Here is a 25,262-nt window from a genome sequence, read left to right as displayed (position 1 = left end):
CTCACTCTCATTCGGTGGAGGGTTTGACGTTCTGCATCACGTAGAACTTCGCCACGCGTTCGCTGCTTTCCCACCCGATCGACGCGCCGCGCGGCACGAACAGCGCGTCGCCGGTGCCGAGCGACTGCACGCTGCCGTCGGGCGCCGCGAACCGGACGCCGCCGTCCAGCAGGAACATGAACTCGTTCGCGCGATGCGGCCGCACGATCCGGTGATACGGCGTCGAATCCCAGGTGCCCGCGCAGTACCCGGCGCCGTCGTCGGTGAACACGTTGTCGCTGCGGCATTGCGGCGGGGGGCCGAGCAGCACCTCGGCCGGCAGCGTGGCGGACGGCTTGAAGTTCGCGTCCGCGTGCAGCGCGAAGACGCCGCGCTTCGTCGGTTGCGCGCACGCTGCCGCGCAGAACATCAGCAGCACCGGCGATTGCGCGGCGATGCGCAGCGCCGTGCCGCCGCCGATGACGGCGCCCTGCCCCGGGCCGACCACCAGCGGGGCGGCCCCGTCCGCGTCGAGCGTCAGCTCGCCCTGGACGACGACGAGGGTTTCGATGTGCGGAAAGCTCGCCACGTCCAGTTCGCCGACGAAGCCGATGCGCCCCGCGGCCATCGCGTCGGGGCCTTCCCACGCGATCTCGCGATGCGACGCGAACGGATCGCCCGCGCCGAACGCCGCTTTGCGGAACGCGGTGGAATACGGTGCGCCGTCGGCCCGGTGCAACACGAAAACTGCGGTCATTTCTGCTCCTGTGCAGTGCGTGACGGATTCGTTCGAAAGCGGTCACGCGATATCGGAAATCGTCGTTCGCCGGCGCTTCTGCCGGACGTCCTCAGCGGGGCACGTCGTCCCTGCCCATGCTTATGCCGCGTGACACGATGCATCGCGGCGTTCGCTGTGCAGGCGCGCCGATGGCACTCGCATCGGCGCGCCGCCCGTGCGGGCGACCACGTAATCGCGCGGCGTGATTCCTAGCGCACGCCGGAAATGCCGGCACAGATGGCTCTGGTCGAAGAAGCCGACGTCGGTCGCGACGACCGACGGCGCGAGACCGGCGCGCAACAGGTCCTGCGCCCGTCGCACGCGCACGAGACACAGATAGCGGTGCGGCGACAGCCCGGTTTCGCTGCGAAAGCGCGCGGTGAAACGCGACACGCTCAACCCGGCCACCGCCGCGAGCGTGTCCAGGTTCAGCGGCTGCGCGAACGACGCGTCGATCGTGCGCAGCACGTCGCCGATCGCCGGCGACACGGGTTGCGCGACACGCAGCGAGCCGGCGGAGCCAACCGAGCCAATGAATTGCACTGTCATATCGAATTCTCCCGGCGCTCGCTTCAATGCAGGAAATCCTGCATCCGGTAATACGCGCCGACGACCGGCAGGAACCACGCGTGCCCGAAATGGCCCGGTATCGCCGGCCAGTCGAGCTCGCGCCACGGGTTCGACGCGGCCGCGCCATACAGCACGTCGGCCATCACGCGGCCCATGTGCACCGACATCTGCACACCGTGGCCGCTGTAGCCCATCGAGTAATAGAGCCCGTCATGCTGGCCCGCGCGCGGCAGGCGATCGGCGGTGATGTCGACGAGCCCGCCCCAGCAGTAGTCGAGCCGCACGTTCGCCAGTTCCGGGAAATAGCCGGCCATGCCCGCACGCAGGATGTCGCCGCTTTTTGCATCGGAGCGCGGGCTTGACATCGCGAAGCGCGCGCGGCCGCCGAACAGCAGCCGGTTGTCGGGCGTCACGCGGAAGTAGTTGCCGATCTGGCGCGACGTCACGTATGCTCGGCGATGCGGAAACAGCCGGTTCAACTGCGCATCGGGCAGCGGCTCGGTCACGACGATGAAGCTGCCGACCGGCGCGATGCGCCGCCGGAACCACGCGAACGGCCCGTGCTGCGATGCGCCCGTCGCGACCAGCACGCGATCGGCGACGATCGTGCCGCGGGCGCAGGTGATCCGGTGGCGCTCGCCGTCGAGCCGGTCGAGCTGCGTGACGGCCGCGTGCTCGTAGATGCGGGCGCCGGCGCGCACGGCCGCCTGCGCGAGCCCGACGCCGAACTTGCCCATGTGCATCTGCGCGCCGTTGCGCTGCAGGAGCCCACCGTAAAAGCCGTCGGACGCGATTTCATCGCGGATGCGCGACGGCTCGATCAGTTCGATGTCCGGATCGACGTCGCGCCGCAATGCGTTGAAGGTCTTTTCGAGTCCGGCGAAATGCTGCGGCTTCGCGGCGAGCTTCAGCTTGCCCGCGCGCCGGAAATCGCAGTCGATCGCCTGTTCGGTCACGATCGTCTCGACGCTCTTCACCGCGCTTTCGTAAGCGCGATAGAAGTGCTTCGCTTGCGCTGCGCCGATGCGTGCGGCCAGCGACGCATAGTCCTGCGCGACGCCGGTATTGCACTGGCCACCGTTGCGGCCCGATGCTTCGCCGGCGATCTGCGCGGCTTCGAGCACGACCACCGACACGCCGCGCTGCGCGAGCGCGAGCGCCGCCGACAATCCGGTGAAGCCGCCGCCGATCACGACCACGTCCGCGCGCCCTTCGACCGGCCCTTCGCTGCCGGCGCGAAACGCGGGACGGGTATCCAGCCAGTACGATTCCAGTTTCATCGATTCTTCTCGAGCATTCCGGCGACGACGATCGGCGACCGTCCAATGAGAATCATTTAATCACCATCAAAAAGCGCAGTTGCCGCGTATTCGCGCACGCCACGCGCGCAATTTGCCGTTTTGCGCGCCTGCCGCAGCACACTATGCGCAACGTCGATCGTCGGCGCGGGCAGGCGCGATGAACGAACGACGGCGCGCATTACAGCCGGACCGGCTGCATCGTCGCGCCGCCTGCCGGCACCGGCTCCGCCTGGAACCGCGCGAGATCGTCCTCGCTGCGATGGCACAGCACCTGCGCGCCGTTGCCGAGCGTGCGCAGCGACGGGGCCGTGCGGTTGCACACGCCGTCCACGCGCATCGCGCAGCGCGACAGGAACGGACACAGCTCGGCCTCGTGCTCGCGCTCGCCGATCGGCACCAGCGGCCGGTGGCAACGCTCGGCCGCATCGTCGAGCCAGCCCGCGCGCAACTCCGGCGCGGACGACACGAGCAAGTGGGAATACGGGTGATACGGCGGCGCGCACAGCGCGTCGCGGCTGCCGGTCTCGACGCGACGGCCCGCGTACAGCACGACGATGTCGTCGCTGATCGCGCGCACCTTCGCGATGTCGTGCGTGATGAACACGTACGACACGCCGAGCTTCGCCTGCAGGTCGCGCAGCAGGTCCATGATCGCGGCGCCCACCACGGTGTCGAGTGCCGACGTGACTTCGTCGCACAGGATCAGGTCGGGCTCGGCCGCGAGTGCACGCGCGAGGTTCACGCGCTGCTTCTGCCCGCCGGACAATTCTCCGGTGCGCCGCCCGGCCACCGCCTGCGGCAGCCGCACGAGTTCGAGCAGTTCCGCGACGCGCTGCCGCGCCCGCGCACCGCGAATCCCGTGATAGAACGCGAGCGGCCGCGCCAGCGTGCGCTCGACGGTATGCACGGGGTTGAGCGCGGTATCGGCGTTCTGGAACACGATCTGCACGCGGCGATGCTGCTCCTTCGAGCGCTTGCCGATATCGAGCGCGAGCGGCTCGCCGTCGAGCAGGATCTGCCCGGCGGTCGCCGGCACGAGGCCCGCGATCACCTTCGCGAGCGTCGTCTTGCCGGAGCCCGACTCGCCGATCACGCCGACCGTCTGCCCGCGCCCGATGCGCAGGTCGACTTCATGCAGGATCAGCTTCGCGGGCCAGCCCTTCGCGGTCCGGCCGCCGTAGCCGGCGACCGCGCCGCGCACGTCGAGCAGCGGCGCCGGCGCGGCGGGCGCCGCTTTCGCAGCGCGTTCGGCGTCGGTCGGCGTCACCGCCGCGATCAGGCTCTGCGTGTACGGATGTGCGGGCGCATGCAGGATCTGCTCGGTGCCGCCCGTCTCGCGGATCACGCCGTCGCTCAGCACGACGATGCGATCGGCCATCTGCGCGACCACGGCCAGGTCGTGCGACACGTACACCGCACTCATCCCGCAGCGCCGGATCACACTCTTGAACGCCTGCAGCACGTCGATCTGCGTGGTCACGTCGAGCGCGGTGGTCGGCTCGTCGAGGATCACGAGCTCCGGATCGGTGATCAGCGCCATCGCGGCCATCAGCCGCTGCAACTGCCCGCCCGACACCTGGTGCGGATAGCGCTTGCCGATCGTCTCCGGCTCCGGCAGCGCGAGTGCGCGGAACAGCTCGACCGCCTTCGCCTGCGCATCGCGCTTCGTCATCGTCTTGTGGATCAGCGCGCTCTCGATCACCTGGTCGAGAATCGTGCGCGACGGATTGAACGCGGCGGCCGCGCTCTGCGCGATATACGCGACCTTGCGGCCGCGCAGCGCGGTCAGTGCCTGCGCGGACAGCGTGCACACGTCCGTGCCGCCGAGCTTCACAGAGCCGCCGGCGATCCGGCAGCCGGCGCGTGCATGGCCCATCAGCGACAGCGCGATCGTCGTCTTGCCGGAGCCCGATTCGCCGATCAGCGCGAGCACCTCGCCGCGCCCGATGTCGAAGTCGACGTCGTGGACGATCGTCGTTTCCGCGCCGCCCGGGCGGCCGCCGACCACGCGCAGCCCGCGCACCTCGACGAGCGGAGTCGATTCCGGAGTCGATTCATCTCGCATCAGTGTTCTCCCGCGGCGGCAGCCGCGCCCTTGCGGCGGCCGCGATGCGGCAGGCCGTCGATCAACAGGTTGACGCCCACCGTCAGGATCGCGATCGCGACCGCGGGCATGATCGCGACGGCCGAACCGTCGCCGAGGCTCGCGATGTTCTCGCGCACGAGCGAACCGAGATCCGCATACGGCGGCTGCACGCCGAGCCCGAGAAAGCTCAGGCCGCTCAGCAGCAGCACGACGAACGTGAAGCGCAGCCCGGTGTCCGCCAGCATCGGATGGATCATGTTGGGCAGCATCTCGACGCACGCGATGTACAGCGCGCTTTCACCGCGCGCCTTCGCCACCTGCACGAATTCGAGCGTGCTGATGTTGATGGCCAGCGCACGCGCGATCCGGTACGAGCCCGGCATGTAGCTGACCGCGGCGGTGAGCACCAGCAGCGGCAGCGACGAGCCGAACGCGGCGACGAACATCAGCGCGAACATCTTCGACGGAATCGACGTGAGCGCGTCGAGCAGCCGGCTCATCGTCTCGTCCACCGCGCGGCCGGAGACCGTCGCGAGCAGCCCGAGCGTCGTGCCGGTCGCCGCGGCGAGCAGCACCGCGGCGAGCGCGAGCAGCACGGTGAGGCGCGTGCCGTACAGGATCCGGCTCAACATGTCGCGGCCGAGGAAGTCCGAACCGAACGGCAGCTTCGCGCTGAACGGCGCGAACACGTCCGGCGTGACGATCGTGCCGACTTCGTGCGGCGCGAGCAGCGGTGCGAACACCGCGACGAACAGCATCAGGCCGACCATCGACAGGCCGACGCGGCCGCCGGTCGTCAAGGCGATGCGCACGGCACGGCGCTTGCGCGGCTGGTCGGGGGCGGGCGCGGCAGGCGGCACGCTGCCCCGCCCCAGGGGCGGGTCGCCGGATGGCGGCAGCGCGCTGCTGCGTTGAACGGGTTCGATCGGTTGCATGGGCGGCATCTCGGAAGGAAGACGAAACACTCAGGTGCGCAGTCGCGGGTTCGACACGATCGAGCACAGGTCGGCGAACAGCACGAGCGTCAGGTACGCGACGCAGAAGATCAGCGTGCACGCCTGGACCAGCGGGAAATCGCGGTTGCTGACGGCGTCGACCATCAGGCTCGCCAGGCCCGGATAGTTGAAGATCGTCTCGACGACGATCACGCCGCCGAGCAGATACGACAGGCTCAGCGCGATCGCATTGGCGATCGGGCCGATCGCGTTCGGCAACGCATGGCGCAGTACGACGCGTGCGGGGCTCGCGCCCTTGAGCACAGCCATCTCGACATACGACGCGCTCAACTGCTCGATCACCGCGGCGCGCGTCATGCGCGCCATCTGCGCGATCACGACCGCGCACAGCGTCAGCACCGGCATCGCGTACGCGCGCAGGAAGTCGTGCAGGCTTTCGATCGGGCCGCCGTACGACAGCGCGGACAGCCAGCGCAGCTTCACCGCGAACACGAGCACGGCGACCGTCGCGATCAGGAATTCCGGCGTCGCGACGAGCGACAGCGTGCCGAGGCTGATCACGCGATCGACCGCCGACTCGCGCTTGACGGCCGCGAGGATGCCGAGCAGCAGCGCGATCGGCACCGACACGGCGGTCGTGATCGCCGCGAGCGCGAGCGATTTCGGCAGACGTGTGCCGATCAGCTCCGACACCGGCATGTCGCCGGAAAACGAGCGGCCGAAGTCGCCGTGCATGAGGCCCGCGAGCCAGTGCAGGTAACGCACGTGCGCCGGCATGTCGAGGCCGAACTGCTGGCGCAGCGCGGCGACCGTCTCCGGCGTCGCCGACTGGCCGAGCGCGGCCTGCGCGGCGTCGCCCGGCAGCAGGTTCGTGATCGTGAAGATGATCGCGGACACGATCAGCAGCGTCAGCGCGGTGACCGCGATGCGCCGGCCGATCAGGCCGATGAGAATTCGGTTCATCGAGCGGCACTCCCGAAAAAACCGCGCGTGGCCGGCGCGGTGATCCGCACCGGCCGCGCGACGGCGGCCAGCCACAACGTCATGCGTTCCACCACACGTTCTCGGCGAACGTGAAGCCCATCATCGGCCCGGTCGGGATCGAACCGAGGCCCGCGAGCCGCTTGTCGTAGCCGTCGAGGAAGCTGATGAACGCCGGAATGCCGACCCGGCCCTGCTGCGCCACGATCACCTGCATGTCGCCGTACATCTGCTTGCGCTTCGCGTCGTCGGTTTCCGAACGCGCGGCGAGCAGCAACTGGTCGAACTTCGCGTTCTTCCAGCCCGACTCGTTCCACGGCGCATCCGACTTGAAGAACTGCGTGAACAGCACGTCGGCGCTCGAGCGCGGGTTGATGTTGCCGAAGGTGAGCGGGTGCTTCATCCAGTGGTTCGACCAGTAGCCGTCGGGCGACGCGCGGTTGACCTGCAGGTTCAGCCCGATCTTCTGGCCGGCCTGCTGCAGCAGCACGGCCATCTCGATCGACCCGTTCGCGTCGGACGTCGCATAGATCGGCGGCAACGTCGCGCCGAGCGCGCCCGCCTTCTGGAGCAGGAACTTCGCCTTGTCCGGATCGTGCGCCCGCTGCGGCAGCGACGCGTTGAAGTAGCGGTGCCCCGGCGGAATCGGCTGGTCGTTGCCGATCACCGAGTAGCCGCGGAACACCGACGTGCGCAGCTGCTCGCGATCGAACAGGTACTTCATCCCTTCGACGAAATCGGGACTCGAGACGATCGGGTTGTCGCTGCGCATGATCAGGTCGGTATAGAGGCCCGACTTGGTCTCCTTCAGCGCGTAGCCCGGCGTCGACGAGACCCGCTGCGTCGAGCGCGGGTCGATCGCGTTGATCAGGTGCACGTCGCCCGACAGCAGCGCGTTCAGGCGCGCGGCGCTGTCGCTGATGCCGATCAGCTCGATCTCGTCGAGATACGGCTTGCCCGGCTTGAAGTAGCTGTCGTTGCGCACGCCGATGGTCGACACGCCCGGCTTGAACGACTTCAGCTTGTACGGGCCGCAGCCGATGCCGGTCGAGAAGTCGGTCGTGCCGTCCTTGACGATCACGAGCTGCGGCGTCGCGAGGATCACCGGCAGGTCCGCGTTCGCGCTGGTGAGCGTGAGCGTGACTTCGTCCGGGCCGCTCGCCTTCGCGTCCGCGAACTGTTCGGCAAGCGTCTTGACCTTCGACGCGGTGGCCGCGTTCTTGTGGCGCATCAGCGAGAACACCACGTCGGCCGGGCCGACCGGCTTGCCGTCGTGGAACGTGACGCCCTTGCGCAGCTTGATGATCCACGTCTTCGCATCGGTCGTCTGCAGCGATTCGGCGAGGTTCATCTGCGGCGTGAGGCTCGCGTCGAGCTGCGTGAGGCCGCTGTAGAACATGAAGAAGCGCGTGTAGTCCGCGCCCGTCGAGCCCTTGGCCGGGTCGAGCGTATCGGCCGTCGAGCCGGCTTCGTTCGCGACCCGGATCTTGCCGCCACGCTTCGGCGCGGGCGCGGCGAATGCAGCGCCGGGGGTCATCAGCAGTCCGCCGGCGCCGGCGGCCATCATGCCGCCCGCCGCCATGACCTTCATCATGTCGCGGCGCGTGATGCCGCCCTTGCCGCCATTGTCGATATCGTCGCTCATCCGAACTGCTCCTGACTGTGGGAAGTAGGTCCAAGGGTCCAGCGTGGTTGTTCAGTCCCGCCGCGCCCGCTTGCTGGTGGCGGGCGCGACGTCGTACACATGCAATTCATTTAAGCATCGCCAAAATGCGGTTTGTCGCGATTCGGGCGCCCCGCACGATACGAATCGACCGTTTTGGGTGGCCTGCGCAGCATGATTAGCTGCGTGCGCGCACGTGTCGCCGTGTGCCCGGCGGCGTGTCGCGGCGGCTGCCGAACCCGTGTCGATGCAGGAAATCGTAAGGCCGCAGCCGCCGCAGATTGCGCCGACAAAATTGCCCGTTCGGCATCCGGCGCGCGTTTGGCTCGCGCAAACCACACGTTTGTGTCGAATGCGTGCGCGCCTGCCGACGACGGCCGAAACGAGCGGTGCGTCGCGACAGATCGCCGCCCGCACGGGCGTCGGCGATGGGGATCGCGACGGTGCGCCGCGCGGGAAAGTTCAGAAGAATGCCGCTCGATCGGAACGGCTTTGGGGGAAGGCGGAAGGATGACGGGGCTGCCCGGAAACCTGGCCAGTGCAGCCGTCAGAAACCGCGCCGCCAGGCGGCGACGCGTCCGTCACCGGCACATCACCGGCATGTCGGCGCGCACGCCGGGCGTGTGCCGGCGTGGCGTGAAGGCGGCGGGGGTGATGCGCTGGCGGGCAGTGAGCGGCACGAAGCCGTCACGCAGCGAGCCGGAAGACCGATACGGCGGCCCGCAGGCGCGCCGCCTGCTCGTCTAGCGACGACGCGGCCGCAGCCGCCTGCTCGACGAGCGCGGCGTTCTGCTGGGTGACTTCGTCCATTTGCGCGACCGCCAGCCCGATCTGTTCGATGCCGGTGCTCTGCTCGGCCGATGCCGCCGAAATCTCGCCCATGATGCCGGCCACCCGGTCGATCGACCGGACGATCTCCGTCATGCGCTCGCCGGCTGTCTCGACGAGCCGGCTGCCGCTGCCCGCCCGCTCGACCGACGCGTCGATCAATCCCTTGATGTCCTTCGCGGCCGCGGCGCTGCGTTGCGCGAGCGAGCGGACTTCCGATGCGACGACGGCGAACCCGCGCCCCTCCTCACCCGCCCGCGCGGCTTCCACCGCGGCATTGAGCGCGAGAATGTTGGTCTGGAACGCGATGCTTTCGATGACGACGGTAATGTCGGCGATCCGCACCGATCCGTCCGAAATCTGCCGCATCGTTTCGACGACCGCCTGCACGGCGGCGCCGCCGAGCTCGGTCGCATCCTTCGCCTGGGCCACGAGCGCATTCGCCTGGCGCGCGTTGTCCGCGTTCTGTTTGACCGTGGACGTCATCTGCTCCATGCTCGCGGCCGTTTCCTGCAGCGACGCGGCCTGCTGCTCCGTGCGCTGCGACAGATCCAGGTTGCCTTGGGCGATCTCGCCGGTGCCGGTGGCGATCGAGTGGGTCGTGGTCTGGATTTCGGCGATGGTGTCGGTCAGCCGCGCCTTCATGTCGCCGAGCGCGACGAGCAGGCTACCGGGCGCGGCGTGCGCCGTATCGAACTGCACGTCCAGTTCGCCGGCGGCGATGCGGGCGGCGATCTGCGTCGCATGCGCGGGCTCGCCGCCGAGCGTGCGCCTGACGCTGCGCAGCACGCCCCATGCGATGGCCGCGAGCGCCGCGGCGATGACGAGCGCGACGGCCCCGAGCACCATCGCGAGCCGCGCAAACGCCGCGTTGATGTCGTCGTAGAAAAATCCCGTGCCGATCCACCAGTCCCAGTCCGGAATCGCGACCACGCCCTGCAGCTTCGGCTCCAGGTCCGCGTCGGGGCTGCGCTTGATCAGCACGTCGACGAGCGCAAAATGCGACTGCGCCATGCCCGCGCGGTACGCCTCGCTGTCGGTCAGGCCGCTGGTCGTGCGGTTGCCTTTCGCGCGCGTGCCGATGAATTTCGCGTTCGGGTGGACCAGGTTGACGCCGTCGGACGTCGTGACCCAGAAGTAGCTCTTCGAATTCGCGTTGAGCGCCGCCAGCGCGGCCTTGGCCTGCTGCTGCGCCTGCTCCTGCGTGAGCGTGCCGCTGGTCTGCATCGCGCGATACGAATCGACCAGATGCTCGGCCTTGGTCAGCAGAATGACGATCTCGTCGCGCCGGCTGTCGATCAGCGCGTCGCGCAGCGTATGCAGCGACAACGCGGCGAGCAGGACGACGCCGAGCAGCGCCGCGGCGACGAGCATCAGCAGTTTGGTGGACAACTTCATGCGGGGCCTCGAAAGATTAACCGTTCGGTACATATATCGGCCCGCAACGCCGCCCCTTGAACCGCTCAATATCGGTAATTACCCTTGTTTCGTGCGCTGATCGAACGCGCGACGGGTCGCGATGCCCGCTGGCGGCATCGCGGCCGCGTCCCGTCCCGTCCCGTCGCGGCGATCGGCAATCCGCCGGCGCAGGCGGCTTACAGCCCGAGTTGCGTCGCGAGCTGGCCGATGTCCGACACTTCGTAATAGTTGTAGAACGGCGTGCCCGGCTCGTGGCCGCGGTTCACGAAGGCCTTGTGCCTGATCCCGAGATCCTCGGCCGTCATCAGGTCGTAGCGCAGGCTCGACGACACGTGCAGCACGTCCTCGGGCTTGCAGCCGAGCTTGTCGAACATGTATTCGAAGCCCTGCATCCGCGGCTTGTACGATTGCGCCTGCTGCGCGGTGAACACCGCATGGAACGGCGCGCCGAGCTTGTCGACGTTGCTCATGATCTGCTCGTCCATCGCGTTCGACAGGATCACCAGCTTGTACTTCGACGCCAGCCGCGACAGCCCGGCCGGCACGTCCGGGTGCGGGCCCCACGTCGGCACCGCATGATAGAAAAGCTCGGCCTCGGCTTCGTCGAACGGCACACCGACCCGCGCGCAGGTGCGGCGAACCGCGTTGACGACGACGTCGCGATACGGCTTCCATGCGCCCAGCACCTCGTCGAGCCGGTAGGCGGCGAACGCGCGCACGAAGGCCTCCATCGTCGCCGGCGACAGCCGGTCCGCATAGATTTCGCGCGCCGTCTCGGCCATCCGGAAATGGGTCAGCGTGCCGTAGCAGTCGAAGGTGATGTACTTCGGTTCAAACTGGATCATGGTGACGTCCTGTCGGTGTGAAGCCCCGGCAGGGCCGGGGATGGGCTGGGTTCAACGAAATTGAATCAGGGCAAAAAACCGTTCGCGCATCGTTCGGCGCCGCTCAAAACGCACAATCGCCGCAAGTTGCCCGGCGCATGCAGCACGATCTGCGGTGCGATCTGCGGCGCGATCGGGCTCGGCGCAGCGGGGCCGGCCGGTGGCCGCCGTGCTGCCGCAGCGGGCTCGCCTGCCGGTGCGGCCCTCCGGCAGGCGGCAGCGCCGCCGTGTATTGATCGTAGTGGTGTTCCCACAGCAGGCGTGGTGGAATTGATCGGCCGCGCCGGCACGATCGCCGCGTTCGTCCGCGTCGAACGAACGGGTTTGCGTCGATCTCGCGGGCGCGCCCGTCAGCGCCCGAAAACAGGCGAATCGTCCTATCCGCGCCGCGACCGCGCTGGCAGAGTGAATGCGTCATTTCCACCCATCCGGAGTCCGGCGTGTCCGACCTCAACCCTTCCCGCACGCTCACCTATCGCCCGTTCGCCGAAAGCGACCTGCCCGCCGCCCATCGGCTGTCGGAGGCGGTCAAGTGGCCGCACCGGCTCGAGGACTGGCGCTTCGTGCTCCAGCTCGGCGGCGGCTTCGTGGCCGAAGACGAGACCGGCGTCGTGGGTACCGCGCTCGGCTGGCGTCTCGGCGAAGCGCACGCGGCGCTCGGCATGCTGATCGTGTCGCCCGAGCGCGCGGGCGGCGGGATCGACCGCGAGCTGCTCGCCCGTGCGCTCGACAGCTTCGGCACGCGCACTGTCTTTCTGCATGCGATGCCGGAACGCGAGCCGCTGTACGCGGCGTTCGGATTCGAGCCGATCGATACGATCGACCAGCACCAGGGCGCGGCGTTCCGGCCGCCGCTGATCTCGCTGCCGCCCGGCGAGCGCCTGCGCCCGCTCGGCACCAACGACGGGCCGCGCCTCGCCGCGCTCGCCACGCGTGCGGCCGGCTACGAACGCGGCGCGGTGACCGACGCGCTGCTCGACGTCGCGAACGGCATCGCGCTCGATCGCGACGGCGAGTTGCTCGGCTTCGCGCTGTTCCGCCGCTTCGGCCGCGGCCATGTGATCGGCCCGGTGATCGCGCCGGATGCGCGGCGCGCGCAGGCGCTGATCAGCCACTGGCTCGCGCTGAACGAAGGGATGTTCGTGCGGCTCGACTTGCCCAGCGACAGCGGGCTGTCCGACTGGCTGGAGGGCCTCGGCCTGCCGCGCGTCGATACCGTCGTCGCGATGGCGCGCGGCGCCGTGCCGGTGGGCGACCCGGCGCTGCGCGCGTTCGCGATCGTGAGCCAGGCGCTCGGCTGAGGGGCACGACGATGAGCTTCCTGTACAAGGCCGACCCCGTGCGCGGCGCGCAGTGGGCTGCGCGCTTCGCGCAACGCGCGCCCGATCTGCCGTTCCGGATCTGGCCGGACATCGGCGATGCCGCGGCCGTCCGCTACCTCGCCGCCTGGCAGCCGCCGGACGACCCGGCCGCGCTGCTGCCGAATCTCGAAGTCGTGTTCTCCGTCGGCGCCGGCATCGACCAGTTCGACCTGTCGCGCGTGCCCGCGCACATCCCGGTCGTGCGGATGATCGAGCCGGGCATCGTCGAAGGGATGGTCGAATACGTGACGCAGGCCGTGCTGACGATCCATCGCGACCTGTTCGACTATGCCGCGCAGCAGCGCGAGCAGGTGTGGCACGAGAAGCCGGTGCGCGCGGCCGCGTCGCGGCGTATCGGCGTGCTCGGCCTCGGCACGCTCGGCCAGGCCGTGCTCGACACGCTGCGGCGCTTCGGTTTCCCGTGCGCCGGCTGGAGCCGCACGCCGCGCACGCTCGACGGCATCGACTGCTACGCGGGCGATGCGGCACTCGACGCATTCCTGGCGCGCACCGACATCCTGATCTGCCTGCTGCCGCTCACCGACGACACGCGCGGCCTGCTCGGCGCGCGCGTGTTCGACGCGTTGCCGGCCGGCGCGTCGCTCGTGCAAGTGGGGCGCGGGCCGCAACTGGATGCAGCCGCGCTGCTCGCGGCACTCGCGAGCGGCCGCGTCGACAGCGCGATCCTCGACGTGACGGACCCCGAACCGTTGCCGGCCGGCCATCCGTTCTGGGCCCATCCGCGCATTCGCATCACGCCGCACATCGCGAGCGCGACGCGCCCCGACACTGCGGTCGATGCGGTGCTCGCGAACCTCGCCCGCCATCGCGCGGGGCAGCCGATGATCGGCGTCGTCGATCGCGCGCGCGGCTACTGACGTCCATGTCCGGCCGCACGGGGCGCGCAGCAGAAAATGCCGAAGCGCCCCGTGCAAACGCCGCGTGCGTACGTTTCGGGCCGCAAATTGAAAACGCATGCGCACGGGTCGCCCGGTAGCATGACCTCACCGCTGACACCTGACGAGAGTCCCGCCTGCCATGAACCAAGCCGCGCTGATCGAAGCTGATCGTCAACACCTGATCCACCCCGTCGTCAATTACCGTACGCACGAGGCGCGCGGCGTCACCGTGCTCGAATCCGCTCAAGGCGTATTCCTGCGCGATGCCGCCGGCCATACGCTGCTCGACGCGTTCTCGGGCCTGTGGTGCGTGAACGTCGGCTACGGCCGCGACAGCATCGTGAAAGCCGCCGCCGACCAGATGGCCAGGCTGCCGTACGCAACCGGCTATTTCCATTTCGGCTCGCAGCCGGCGATCGAGCTTGCCGAACGGCTCGCCGCGCTCGCGCCGCCGTCGCTGAATCGCGTGTACTTCACGCTCGGCGGCTCGGATGCGGTCGACTCCGCGATCCGTTTCATCACGCACTATTTCAACGCGACCGGCCGCCCGTCTAAAAAGCACATGATCGCGCTGGAACGCGGCTATCACGGCTCGTCGTCGGTCGGCGCCGGCCTCACCGCGCTGCCGGCGTTCCATCGCCATTTCGACCTGCCGCGCGCGGACCAGCACCATATTCCGTCGCCGTACCCGTACCGCAACCCGCTCGGCAACGATCCGCAGGCGCTGACCGCCGCGTCGGTCGCCGCGCTCGAAGCGAAGGTCGCCGAACTCGGCGCGGACAACGTCGCCGCGTTTTTCTGCGAGCCCGTGCAGGGCTCGGGCGGCGTGATCGTGCCGCCGGCCGGCTGGCTGAAGGCGATGCGCGACGCGTGCCGGCGCCTCGGCATCCTGTTCGTCGCCGACGAGGTGATCACCGGCTTCGGCCGCACGGGCCCGCTGTTCGCCTGCGAAGCCGAACAGGTCGATCCGGACCTGATGACCGTCGCGAAGGGGCTGACCGCCGGCTATGCGCCGATGGGCGCGGTGCTGATGTCCGACGAGATCTACGAAGGGATCGCGGGCAGCCGCACCGAGTCGGCCGCGGTCGGTCACGGGCATACGTATTCCGCGCATCCGGTGAGCGCGGCGATCGGCCTCGAGGTGCTGAAGCTCTATCACGAAGGCGGGCTGCTCGCGAACGGCCAGGCGATGGCGCCCCGCTTTGCCGCGGGCCTCGACGCGCTGCGCGCGCATCCGCTCGTCGGCGACGCGCGCTCGGTCGGCCTGCTCGGCGCGCTCGAACTGGTCACCGACAAGGCGCACAAGACGCGCTTCGATCCGGCACTGAACGTGCCCGACAAGATCGCCGCCGCCGCGTACGCGAACGGCGTGGTGTTCCGCGCGTTCGGCGACGGCGTGCTCGGCTTCGCGCCGGCGCTGAGCTTCACCGCGGGCGAGTTCGACCTGTTGTTCGACCGCGTGCGCAAGACGCTCGACGACGTGCTGGCCGATGCGGGCGTGCAGCGCGCGCTCGATGCCGCGCACGCGCAGCCGGCCTGACGGGCCGAGGGAAAGCCGGGCTTGTGGCGGATATCTTTCGACTCTAAAGTAACCGGACATTCCATTTTTCCGACTCCCGACTCACGTGAACATGACGGACAGCAAGCTGGATCGCATCGACCTGCGCATCCTCTCCCAGTTGCAGAAGCGCGGCCGCATGACCAACGTCGAACTGGCCGACGCGGTCGGGCTGTCGCCAAGTCCATGCCTGATCCGCGTGAAGCGGCTCGAGAAGGCCGGCTACATCGGCGGCTACGGCGCGCACATTCAGCTCGAGAAACTCGGCGACGTGCAGGTCGTGTTCACCGAAGTCACGCTGGCCGACCATCGACGCGAGGATTTCGACCGCTTCGTCGCGGCGATCCGCAACGTCGACGAGATCGTCGAATGCCACCTCGCGAGCGGCGGCTACGACTATCTGCTGAAGTTCATCACGCGCAGCGTGAGCCATTACCAGACGATCGTCGAAGGGCTGCTCGAGCAGAACATCGGCATCGAGAAGTATTTCAGTTACGTGATCATCAAGTCGCCGTTCGTCAAACGGCACTACCCGCTCGAATCGCTGTTCGGCGAACGTCACTGACGCACCGCGCGCGGCACCCGCGAATACGGCAGCTTCGCTGTCCGTATGGGGGAGTCGCGCGCCTGCCGCGCCGCCGTCGTCGCCGAACCGCTTCATCCAAGGACTTGCCATGCCGCTTTCGCTGACCCGCACCGAACTCCTGCGCTCCGCCAACCTGATCGACGGCACGTGGCGCGACGCGCACGATGGCAGCCGTTTCGCCGTGACCGATCCGGCACGGCTCGACACCGTTGCCCACGCACCCGACAGCGGCGCCGCCGACGCGCGCGCGGCAACCGATGCGGCGGTACGCGCACTGCCCGCGTGGCGCGCGACGCCCGCTCGCGACCGCGCGGCGATCCTGCGAGCATGGCACGCGGCGATCGTCGCGAATACCGACGATCTCGCGAAGCTGATGTCGCGCGAACAGGGCAAGCCGCTCGCGGAAGCGCGCGGCGAAGTCGCGTACGGCGCGTCGTACGTACTGTGGTTCGCCGAGGAAGCGACGCGCACGTACGGCGACATCATTCCGCAGCAGCAGCGCGGCAAGCGGCTGAGTGCGGTGAAGGAGCCGATCGGCGTCGTCGCGGCGATCACGCCGTGGAACTTCCCGCTCGCGATGATCGCGCGCAAGATCGCGCCGGCGCTCGCGGCCGGTTGCACGGTCGTCGCGAAGCCCGCGGAGGACACGCCGCTCACCGCACTCGCGCTCGCGTTCCTCGCGCAGGAAGCCGGCGTGCCGGCGGGCGTGCTGAACCTGATCACGGCGTCGCGCGAGCGCGGCATCGACGCGGCCGCCGACTGGCTTGCCGACAGCCGCGTGCGCAAGATCACCTTCACCGGCTCGACGGCCGTCGGCAAGCTGCTCGCGCGCGATTCGGCCGCGACGCTGAAGAAGCTTTCGCTCGAGTTGGGCGGCAATGCGCCGTTCATCGTGTTCGACGATGCCGAGCTCGATGCCGCGGTCGACGGGCTGATGGCCGCGAAGTTCCGCAATGGCGGGCAGACGTGCGTATCGCCGAACCGCATCTACGTGCAGGCCGGCGTGTACGACGCGTTCGCCGCGAAGCTCGCGGCGCGCGTCGCCGCGCTGAAGGTCGCGCCGGCGACCGACCCGGCCGCGCAGATCGGCCCGATGATCAACGCGCGGGCGGTCGACAAGATCGCGCGGCACGTCGGCGATGCCGTCGAGCGCGGCGCGCGCGTGTTGACGGGCGGCAAGCGCCTCACCGAGCTGGGCCCGAACTTCTACGCGCCGACGGTGCTCGCCGACGCGAGCGCCGACATGCAGCTCACGTGCGAGGAAACGTTCGGCCCGGTGGCGCCGCTGTTCCGGTTCGACACCGAGGACGACGCCGTCGACGCCGCGAACGACACGCCGTTCGGCCTCGCCGCGTATTTCTACACGCAGGACGTGCGGCGCATCGCGCGCGTGTCGGCGCGGCTCGAAACCGGCATCGTCGGGATCAACGAAGGCGCGCTCGCGAGCGAGGCCGCGCCGTTCGGCGGCGTGAAGGAGTCCGGCTACGGCCGCGAAGGCTCGCGCTACGGGCTCGACGATTACCTGTCGATCAAGTATCTGTGCCAGGGCGGGCTGGATTGACCGGGCGGGCGCGCGCCGTCCGCGAGGGCGGCATCGCGCTGCCCGGCCCGAAAACGTGAATTGACATAGGAACCGATCGGTCCATATAATGCAATCCATTCCTGGACACCGCATCGTTTGCGAAACCGATCAATGGCAAATCCCGCCGGCGTGGGCCGCCCGCGCGAATTCGAACTCGAAGATGCCGCGCGCGACGCGATGGCCGTCTTCTGGGATCACGGGTACGAAGGCGCGTCCCTGCCCGACCTGATGGCCGGCACGGGCTTGTCACGCGGCAGCCTGTACAAGGCCTTCGGCGACAAGAAGGCGCTGCTGCTGGCGGCGCTCGACCTGTATATGGCCGACGGGCTCAAGGCAACCGCCGACATCCTGTCGCAACCCGGCACCGTGAAAGCGGCCATTCGCGACTCGCTGCTGCGCTATGCCCGCCTGTCCGTCGGCGAGGCGGGCCGGCGCGGCTGTCTCGCGGTCGCGATGACCACGGAACTGGCCGCCCGCGACCCCGATGTCGCGGAGCGTACCGGGCGCATGTTCCGCCGCCTGCAGCAACTCTACGCCGGCGCGATCGTGCGCGGCCAGGCCAGCGGCGAGATCGCCGAGCAGGACGAGCAGGTGCTGGCGCGCTTGCTCGTCTGCCAGGTCGAGGGCATGCGCGTGCTGGGCAAGACCGGCGTGTCCGAGGCCGACATGCTCGCGCTGGTCGACCGCACGATGCGCGTTCTCGATTGAAATTTTTTTACCCAATTTGGAACCGATTGGTTCCGTATGGAGAGCCGTTCATGTCACGGAATGATCCTGTATCGCCCGACCCGCGTCGGTGGGCCATGTTTGCGGTGCTGCTCGTCGGCGCGTTCCTGCCGCCGCTGGATTTCTTCATCGTCAATGTCGCGCTGCCGTCGATTCGCGCGGAGCTGGGTGCGTCGTCGTCCGCCGAGCAACTGGTGATTTCGTCGTATGCCGGCCTGTACGCGGTCACGCTGATCACCGGCGGGCGGCTGGGCGACCTGTACGGTCGCGGCCGCGTGTTTTTCCTCGGGTTGATCGGCTTTGCGATCGCCTCGACGCTGTGCGGCCTCGCAGGTTCGCCGGGGATGCTCATCGCCGGGCGAGCGTTGCAGGGTGTGACGGCCGCGATCATGGCGCCGCAGGCGCTCGCGTCGATCCAGGCGATCTTCCCGGAATCGGAAAAGCCGCTCGCGCTCAGCCTGTATGGCGCGGTCTTCGGCTTGGCGGCCGTGATCGGGCAGGCGCTGGGCGGGATCCTGATCTCGCTGAACCTGTTGAACCTCGGCTGGCGGACGATCTTCCTCGTCAACCTGCCGCTGGCGATGCTGGTCGTCGTGTTCGGCATTCCGCTGTTGAAGGAAACGCGTGCGCAGCATGCGCGCAAGCTCGACCTCGGCGGCACCGCGCTGTCGATGCTGACGCTCGGCGCGTTGATCGTGCCGCTGATCGAAGGGCGCGAGGCGGGCTGGCCCGTGTGGGCCCGTGCCTCGCTGATCGCCGCGCCGGCACTCGCGTGGGGCTTCTGGCGTTACGAGAGTCGGCTGGGCCACCACGGCGGCGCACCGCTGCTCGATCCGGCCGCGCTGCGCGCACCGGGGCTCGGCCGCGCGTTGCTGATCGCGCTGTTGCTGTACTCGATCGGCGCGTTCTTCCTGCTGTTCTCGGTGTATCTGCAGAATGCGTTGCACGTCGACGCGTTGAGCGCGGGCCTCGTGTTCTTGCCGTTCGGCGTGGGGTTTCTGCTCGGCCCGCTGTCGACGCCGTTGTGCACGCGTGCGATCGGCGCTTATGTGAATCCGCTCGGCATGGGCCTCGAGATCGTCGGGCTCGTCGGACTCGCCTGCTTGATCGACACGACGCCGACCGGGATGCCGCTCGCGTCCGTGCCGCTCGCCGCCGCGCTCTTCGTGATCGGGTTCGGACAAGGTCTCGCGCTGCCGACGCTGATGCGCATGGTGACCGGGCGCGTCGCACCCGCGGTGTCGGGGATGATCGCCGGTATCGCCAGCTCGACGCTGCAGGTCAGCACGTCGCTCAGCGTCGCGATCATCGGCGGGATTTTCTATACGGTTCTGGGCGCGCGCCAGGATCCGGCGGCCATTGCGCACGCGTTTATCGTCGCACTCCTGTCTATCTCAGCGTTCCTCGCCGTCGGCGCCGCGCTGGGCATCTCGCTCGCGCGTGCACCGGCCGCGCCGTCGTCGGTGCGCTCCGCCGGCCAGCCGGCATTCGGCCCCGCGCGCAAACGACCGTGATCGCCCGAGATCGCCCGTATCGACATTCGACGTTGCACGGAAGCGTATGCGCATCGCGCATCGCGCATCGCGCGTCATACGTCATGCTTAGCGTCAGAGCAACCCCATTGCCGATGCCTTGAGCGTCGCCGCGGCGCGTGTCGAGCATTCGAGCTTGCGAAACGCCTTCTCGACATGGGTGCGCACCGTGCTAGGACTCATCGAAAGCGCCTGCGCGACCTGCTTGTTGCTCGCCCCTCGGGAGATGGCCCGCAGTACGTCGATCTCCCGTGGCGACAGGCGCGGGCCGTCGTGCGACGCGCGAGCGGCCATGCGCCGGGCCGCAGGCGCGCCACCCGTGACGAGCGCCGCGACCACGTCGCCGCATAGCCGGCCGCGCGCCGCCTCTTCCTGCAATTGGCCGGCGGCGGCCGCATCGCTGAGCGCCGCCCGCCACGGGCGCGCCGAGCGCAACGCGACCCACGCCAGCGATGCCGCGAGTACGCGCGCTTCCAGCGTCAGCGCCGCATCGCGAGCGCCGCGGAAATAACCGGAACCGTCCTGCCGCTCGTACGCATACGACGCAAGCACCGCGGCTTCGCCGAGCGCGCCCGTCTGCCTGCCGGCGCGCTCCGTCCAGTACGGCACGAGCCGCACCTTTTCCCATGCACTTGCAGGCAGCCGCGTCGGCAGGTTCCACACGTCGTTCGGCACCGCGGCCCTGCCGATGCCATGAATCAGCCCGGCGCGGTACACGCGTTCGCGCGCGGCCGCGTCCGGCGACAGGCGCTCGTAACACGCGGCCGCCGTCACGGCGACCGAACGCGAGAACCCGGTCATCCACGGCAGTTTCAGATCGATGACGTCCGCGATCAATTCGGCGGAGGTCGCGCCTTGCATATCGGACGTGGCCAATGCGGCATCGAGACCGTCGGGCGACAGGTGATCGAGCGCCGCGAGCCAGCGCGCGGCGTCGTGCGCGGTCGCCTCGACGAGCGCGCTCGGATAGCGTGCGCCCGCGCGTTGCCCGATCCATTCGATGGCCTGCTCGAAGCCGTACGTGCGGCTGAATACGTCGAGATCGCCCGCGAGCGTGACGATCGACACGGCGGCCGGCACCTGTTCCCGCGCGAGCCGTGCGGGCAGCCCGTTGCCGTCCCAGCTTTCGAAAATGTGCCGCAGCGCGGTTTCCGCGGCGTGGGAGAGGCCCAGTATTCGCGCGACTTCGCCCGACACCTCGCAATGGATTTGCGCGAGCGGGATCATCGCGGCGCCGACGCGGCCGACCGCTTCGGCGAGACCGGGCCGGTTCTCGAGCATGGCGGCGCGGATTGCGACATCGTCGCCGAATGCCTGAGCGAAACCCGCGGCGTTCGCGGTACAGCCCGACCAGCGCAACAGCGCCACTTCGCGAGCCGTGTCGCACACCGCCGCGTCGAATCCCGCCGCGTGCGCGAGCTGTGCCGCCAGCCAGCCGGTGCGCAGCGAATGATCGGTCGGCTGCCCCATGCTGAGATCGCCGATGAAGGCCAGCGCGCGTACGGCGTCGAATATGCGCAGCGGGGCGTGACGGGCTTCGGCGTCGGGCATCGGATGGGGTGCGGGCATTCACGAGAACGGGAAAACGATCATACGCGACGACGTCGCGCCTTGCATGCGCGTGCGCGTGCGGATCGGCCGCGTGCCGCACCCGGCGTGAAGCGATGTCGGCCGCTGCCCGGGGCGCGCCTTCACCATCGGACATCTGACCGATGGCGGGCGACCGCGACGATCGCGATACTCGGTGCACCGGAGATCCGGTCGGCACGACGTCCGCGCGGCGGACACGCTGCACGCCGGCCGGAACGGCGATCCGATTTACGAAGGAATGCAAATGACTGACCACTCCCCCGAATTCCGTGCCCCCGCCGACGCACAATGGCTGAAACGGTACTACTTTTCCCGGGCGATATTCTCGCTGCTCTGGGTCGCGCTGGCATTCTCCGTCGGCCGGCAGAGCGCGGCCGGCGCGGCGATCCTGCTGATCGTTTATCCGGCCTGGGATGCGCTCGCCAATTTCGTCGACCTCGCCCGCAGCGGCGGAGCGGCGACGAACCGCACCCAGGCGGTCAACGTCGCGATCAGCGCCGCCACGACGCTGGCGGTTTTTCCGGCTTTGAATGCCGGCATGCACGCGGTGCTCACGGTATTCGGCATCTGGGCGATTCTTTCCGGCTTGCTGCAGCTCGGCACGGCGCTGCGTCGCTGGAAACAGGTCGGCGCGCAATGGGCGATGATCCTGAGCGGCGCGCAATCCGCGCTCGCGGGCGTGCTGTTCATCGCCCAAAGTCACGTGTCCATGCCGCCCGCCATCGTGAAGATCGCGGGCTACGCGGCGGTAGGCGCCGCCTATTTCCTGATATCGGCATTGTGGCTGCAGTTGCGGCGGGCACGACGCAGCGCGTCGTGAGCCGTCGATCGAGATGGAGATGTCATGCCACGGGGTGCCGTCGCCCTGGTTGCGGTCAAGGGCACACGTCGTGCAACGCATGCGCTCATGCAGATGATCGCAGTGGTGAAAACAGGGGGTGTTTCGCGGTCGCGAATGGCAGGTGTTGGGCGATGCGAACGGGTCTGAACGGCCCGAAGCGGTCCATCAATTCGACGAAAACCGGCCATTCGTCTTGCAACCTATCGTGGTAGAACCGTCCTGTAATTCCAGCCTCGCGCCTGTGTTAGCCATTGATCGTACGTCCTTTGGCGATCTACCAGCGCCATGCTCAGCGCTGCCATGGCCATATACTCCAGCACGCGCCAGTTCGCATCGTCTCCCTTCCTGAAAGAAGCTTCGATGGCGTCCAGCGCCAGTTCGAACTCGTTGTGATTCAAGAGGTCCTCAAATTCGGCGATCTTATCCGTGCACACTCCCTCGGCTGTTTCGGAGAGGTGAGCTCGCGCCTCGCGAAGATACTCCGAGGTCTTGCTCCAGTTCGAGTGGAAATCGCGTTCAGCCGGCATATGAGTTCTCTATAGGTCGGACGTACCCAATTGTCGGCAATTTCAGCCCAAGTGTCGACTGACCGAAACCCGAGCCGGTCATTAGGTCGGGCGATCTTAATCGGCCGCAAACGACTGCAGTCCGGCCGTTGCCGCGACGCGATTCAACGCTGCTTGGCATCCAGTGTCGCACGGAGGGACCGTGTCAAAGCCTCCGGCCCACCCAACTGTCCTTCTGAATACAAAATTTGCTTCGCCGCCCCATGCGAGAGTGTCTGGACGTTCATAAAACAAACACAACAATCCGAGAGGAATCGATATTTCCTGATAAAGGGCCGGGTTTGTCTTCCCGATCGTGGAAACTCGTCATCCTCATCGCCGCAAGAATCATCGTACATATTTTCTGCGTCGAGAACCCTATAAATTTCCTGTTTCTCCCACTTTTCCGATCCATCGTCAACAAACTCAATACCACCTTGCGTCTGGTAGCCAAAGTTTTCGGAGAGTTCAGGATCATTTCCCAGCACTGACGACGTCTTGGCATATATGAATATAAGCGGGGATGTGCCCCCCTCCACCTGTGGAACGTAGACGACTAAGTGGGAGAATTGAAACGCATACCGAACTTGAATATCCGCCGCGTACAGTTCAATGACGCCTTCACGATCAAGCTTCGATACCTGCATCTCGCCGGAACAATGAAGGTTGATCATGTCGGCGCCATAAGTTATTCCATCACCTTGCATGTTTGACAGAATAGAATACGCCTTTGCAGCGTCGTTAGTGGCAAAAACGCCTGGCGCGGTGACGGACTTAATGTTGTTTTCTCGCAGTGAACGTATTAGTCGCTCAATTACGGCGGACTTCGTTGCGTTGGGATGCTCTCCATATACTTTCTTGAACAAGCGGAACGCACGATCTAGCTCGCTACGGCCTTGCCCCTGCACATAAGCATCGCCTATCGTTGGACTAAAAAAGTCATCGAGCCGCGGCATCAATCGAGCGAGAACACCAGACACTTCCTGCTCGTTCTGAAGGATCGCAGCGTGCGTGATACTGTTCCGCCACTTTTCAACTTTCAACAAATCTTTGCGTAATTTCTCCGAGATTTCCAACCCGCAAATGTCATTCAGGCGATCAATGGATTCTTTGAACGTGACAGTGTGGACATCGTCGTTATCGTATAGGTGCTCAATATCACCGGCACGACGCTTAGCGTACGCGGCGCGCAGTTTTTGGTTGATCTCTGAAAATAGCAGGATTTCGTTCCGTGAACTCAGCAAATATTTTAGAAGTATCTCGATGCCATGCTGCATGCTGAGGATGGCATCCTTCAGTTTGAAAAAACGCTGAACCTCCTCCGCCCCTGCTTCGCGCAAATCCTCATATTCTTTAAGAAACGAGTAGGCCTTTCTGAGAGAGTCGAGGCCGTTATCAATCAAGGATATTTTCATGAACTGTTACCGTTTGCTTCAACAGGCAGGAATCAACCGAACGACGTGGCTTACCTAGGCGTGGGTTGATGCGCACTATAGCAGAGGGCAGTCGTCAATCCTTATGCACGCTGATGCTCAGTCAGGCGACGGGGTTAAGGAGCAGACATCGATGCCGCGAGATTTCGCTTTGGCTCTACGGTGGAGCGCTTGTTACTACGTGCCCAGATAGCTCAGAGCGGCCGTTACGTTGCGCATAGCCGACGCCCTAACGTGTAGGGCGGCGTATGGGCGAACGTCTGTAGTTGGCTGCAGATTCAACCCGTCGATGCAACGAATTGATGAAAGCGCTCCGCCGGTGTATCGAAGTCTAGCGTCTTTCGAGGACGCGTCATCGCTCGATGCCTGCATTGAGACGTTGCTAGTACAGAAAAGAATTGTATTACTTGTTAGTTCGATCCGAATGACGGCAATGACGCACCGTAGCTGACCTATTGCAGGTAATTTTTGTCGATCGCCCAGTTGGCTGTCACTGTACCTCGTACTTGTAGCTGTTGCCATAACGTCCCATCTGGGTCCCCCCAAAGTGCCGGTCTCCAACGTTGAGTAGCCGTGGCAGTTGAAGAAGCTCGCCGTTGCGTCCCGGCTCTTCGTAGAGGTGTAACACTGCAACGAAGAGCGCGGCTACCGAGTTGACGCAGTTCTTTAAGTTTGCCTTTGGAAAAAATTCGTCGCGGTGATGTTTGACCTTGTTATGGTCTTGCCACCAAATGGGCGGCACCCGTTCCGCCCAATCGATCCAAGGGTGAAGAGTCAGGCCATATCGGGGAATTTGAACTTCGAATCCAATGAAATTTGGACACGCCTTGGAAACCTCTCCAAAGTAGGCGTTAATGCTTTCTGCGCGTGATTCTCGATTGTGTTTCCGGCAGAGCTGCTTGAGCACCACATCGACCTCTGAACTCGCACCGAGAAACAGGCGCGCGATCTCAATCGAATAGGTCGCGTCGTTGCCCCCGGCAAGGTCCACGTATCGTGAGAGCCGATCTAAATCTTCTTCAAGCGCGAGGAAGTAGTTCCAATGGACATATGAGTGAGATCTAAGTATGGTCACGATGTTCCCCTTAGCTATCGTCCGCGTGATATGCCGCCTTGGCAGATTACACCAGATTCATATTTTCGCGATTAACAGACCATTCGCAG

The 25,262-nt window shown here is 66.8% G+C and carries 21 protein-coding genes; 8 read left to right on the top strand and 13 right to left on the bottom strand.

Annotated elements, in window-relative coordinates:
• Nucleotides 1-7: 7 nt before the first annotated feature.
• The 9 genes from FFS49_RS11385 to FFS49_RS11340 form a co-directional block, all read right to left on the bottom strand.
• Nucleotides 8-736 (bottom strand): cupin domain-containing protein, encoded by a 729-nt coding sequence (locus FFS49_RS11385; RefSeq protein ID WP_105815635.1) that lies wholly within the window; start codon nt 734-736, stop codon nt 8-10.
• A gap of 120 nt (nt 737-856) precedes the next feature.
• Nucleotides 857-1,306 carry an AraC family transcriptional regulator gene (locus FFS49_RS11380; protein ID WP_039356183.1) on the bottom strand — a complete coding sequence of 150 codons (450 nt, stop codon included), beginning with the start codon at nt 1,304-1,306 and terminating at the stop codon, nt 857-859.
• A gap of 23 nt (nt 1,307-1,329) precedes the next feature.
• A complete protein-coding gene (locus tag FFS49_RS11375) occupies nt 1,330-2,607 on the bottom strand; it encodes an FAD-dependent oxidoreductase (RefSeq protein ID WP_105815634.1) in 1,278 nt (425 codons plus the stop codon).
• 199 nt (nt 2,608-2,806) lie between these two features.
• The gene (locus FFS49_RS11370; RefSeq protein WP_105815633.1) at nt 2,807-4,693 is read right to left on the bottom strand and encodes an ABC transporter ATP-binding protein; all 1,887 of its coding nucleotides are present in this window, start codon (nt 4,691-4,693) and stop codon (nt 2,807-2,809) included.
• Complete coding sequence (locus FFS49_RS11365) at nt 4,693-5,649, bottom strand: ABC transporter permease (RefSeq protein WP_039356174.1); 957 nt, start codon at nt 5,647-5,649, stop codon at nt 4,693-4,695. The genes FFS49_RS11370 and FFS49_RS11365 overlap by 1 nt, the downstream gene beginning before the upstream one ends.
• A gap of 30 nt (nt 5,650-5,679) precedes the next feature.
• Nucleotides 5,680-6,633, bottom strand: coding sequence for an ABC transporter permease (locus tag FFS49_RS11360; protein ID WP_105815632.1), 954 nt, complete (start codon nt 6,631-6,633; stop codon nt 5,680-5,682).
• A 79-nt stretch (nt 6,634-6,712) separates the two neighbouring features.
• On the bottom strand, nt 6,713-8,296 hold the full coding sequence (locus FFS49_RS11355; RefSeq protein ID WP_105815631.1) for an ABC transporter substrate-binding protein: 1,584 nt from the start codon (nt 8,294-8,296) through the stop codon (nt 6,713-6,715).
• A 705-nt stretch (nt 8,297-9,001) separates the two neighbouring features.
• A complete protein-coding gene (locus tag FFS49_RS11345; protein WP_039356168.1) occupies nt 9,002-10,540 on the bottom strand; it encodes a methyl-accepting chemotaxis protein in 1,539 nt (512 codons plus the stop codon).
• A 197-nt stretch (nt 10,541-10,737) separates the two neighbouring features.
• Entirely contained in the window at nt 10,738-11,406 is a 669-nt protein-coding gene (locus FFS49_RS11340) for a haloacid dehalogenase type II (RefSeq protein ID WP_039356165.1), read from the bottom strand.
• 479 nt (nt 11,407-11,885) lie between these two features.
• Here FFS49_RS11340 and FFS49_RS11335 point away from each other — a divergent pair, with 479 nt between their 5' ends.
• From FFS49_RS11335 to FFS49_RS11305, 7 genes are all read left to right on the top strand, one after another.
• A complete protein-coding gene (locus tag FFS49_RS11335; protein WP_105815629.1) occupies nt 11,886-12,746 on the top strand; it encodes a GNAT family N-acetyltransferase in 861 nt (286 codons plus the stop codon).
• A gap of 11 nt (nt 12,747-12,757) precedes the next feature.
• Complete coding sequence (locus tag FFS49_RS11330) at nt 12,758-13,684, top strand: glyoxylate/hydroxypyruvate reductase A (protein ID WP_105815628.1); 927 nt, start codon at nt 12,758-12,760, stop codon at nt 13,682-13,684.
• 160 nt (nt 13,685-13,844) lie between these two features.
• Nucleotides 13,845-15,245 (top strand): aspartate aminotransferase family protein, encoded by a 1,401-nt coding sequence (locus FFS49_RS11325; protein WP_105815627.1) that lies wholly within the window; start codon nt 13,845-13,847, stop codon nt 15,243-15,245.
• Nucleotides 15,246-15,336: 91 nt separating this feature from the next.
• Nucleotides 15,337-15,828: a winged helix-turn-helix transcriptional regulator gene (locus FFS49_RS11320; RefSeq protein ID WP_006749694.1), complete on the top strand. Its 492-nt coding sequence runs from the start codon at nt 15,337-15,339 to the stop codon at nt 15,826-15,828.
• 109 nt (nt 15,829-15,937) lie between these two features.
• A complete protein-coding gene (locus tag FFS49_RS11315) occupies nt 15,938-17,410 on the top strand; it encodes an NAD-dependent succinate-semialdehyde dehydrogenase (protein WP_039356144.1) in 1,473 nt (490 codons plus the stop codon).
• A 132-nt stretch (nt 17,411-17,542) separates the two neighbouring features.
• Complete coding sequence (locus FFS49_RS11310) at nt 17,543-18,139, top strand: TetR family transcriptional regulator (RefSeq protein WP_105815626.1); 597 nt, start codon at nt 17,543-17,545, stop codon at nt 18,137-18,139.
• 50 nt (nt 18,140-18,189) lie between these two features.
• Nucleotides 18,190-19,671 (top strand): MFS transporter, encoded by a 1,482-nt coding sequence (locus tag FFS49_RS11305; RefSeq protein WP_105815625.1) that lies wholly within the window; start codon nt 18,190-18,192, stop codon nt 19,669-19,671.
• Nucleotides 19,672-19,764: 93 nt separating this feature from the next.
• Here FFS49_RS11305 and FFS49_RS11300 read toward each other — a convergent pair whose 3' ends face one another.
• A complete protein-coding gene (locus tag FFS49_RS11300; protein ID WP_105815675.1) occupies nt 19,765-21,240 on the bottom strand; it encodes an HD domain-containing phosphohydrolase in 1,476 nt (491 codons plus the stop codon).
• 283 nt (nt 21,241-21,523) lie between these two features.
• Here FFS49_RS11300 and FFS49_RS11295 point away from each other — a divergent pair, with 283 nt between their 5' ends.
• Nucleotides 21,524-22,099: a DUF308 domain-containing protein gene (locus tag FFS49_RS11295; RefSeq protein ID WP_105815674.1), complete on the top strand. Its 576-nt coding sequence runs from the start codon at nt 21,524-21,526 to the stop codon at nt 22,097-22,099.
• Between the two features lie 221 nt (nt 22,100-22,320).
• Here FFS49_RS11295 and FFS49_RS11290 read toward each other — a convergent pair whose 3' ends face one another.
• From FFS49_RS11290 to FFS49_RS11280, 3 genes are all read right to left on the bottom strand, one after another.
• Nucleotides 22,321-22,647, bottom strand: coding sequence for a hypothetical protein (locus FFS49_RS11290; RefSeq protein ID WP_105815624.1), 327 nt, complete (start codon nt 22,645-22,647; stop codon nt 22,321-22,323).
• A gap of 143 nt (nt 22,648-22,790) precedes the next feature.
• A complete protein-coding gene (locus FFS49_RS11285; RefSeq protein WP_137909921.1) occupies nt 22,791-24,080 on the bottom strand; it encodes a hypothetical protein in 1,290 nt (429 codons plus the stop codon).
• 508 nt (nt 24,081-24,588) lie between these two features.
• The gene (locus FFS49_RS11280) at nt 24,589-25,173 is read right to left on the bottom strand and encodes a hypothetical protein (RefSeq protein ID WP_105815622.1); all 585 of its coding nucleotides are present in this window, start codon (nt 25,171-25,173) and stop codon (nt 24,589-24,591) included.
• Nucleotides 25,174-25,262: the final 89 nt, after the last annotated feature.

It is taken from the genome of Burkholderia sp. 4NA327C6, from assembly GCF_005502655.1.
Classification (GTDB): domain Bacteria; phylum Pseudomonadota; class Gammaproteobacteria; order Burkholderiales; family Burkholderiaceae; genus Burkholderia; species Burkholderia contaminans.
This window is presented reverse-complemented; position numbering and strand designations above follow the sequence as displayed.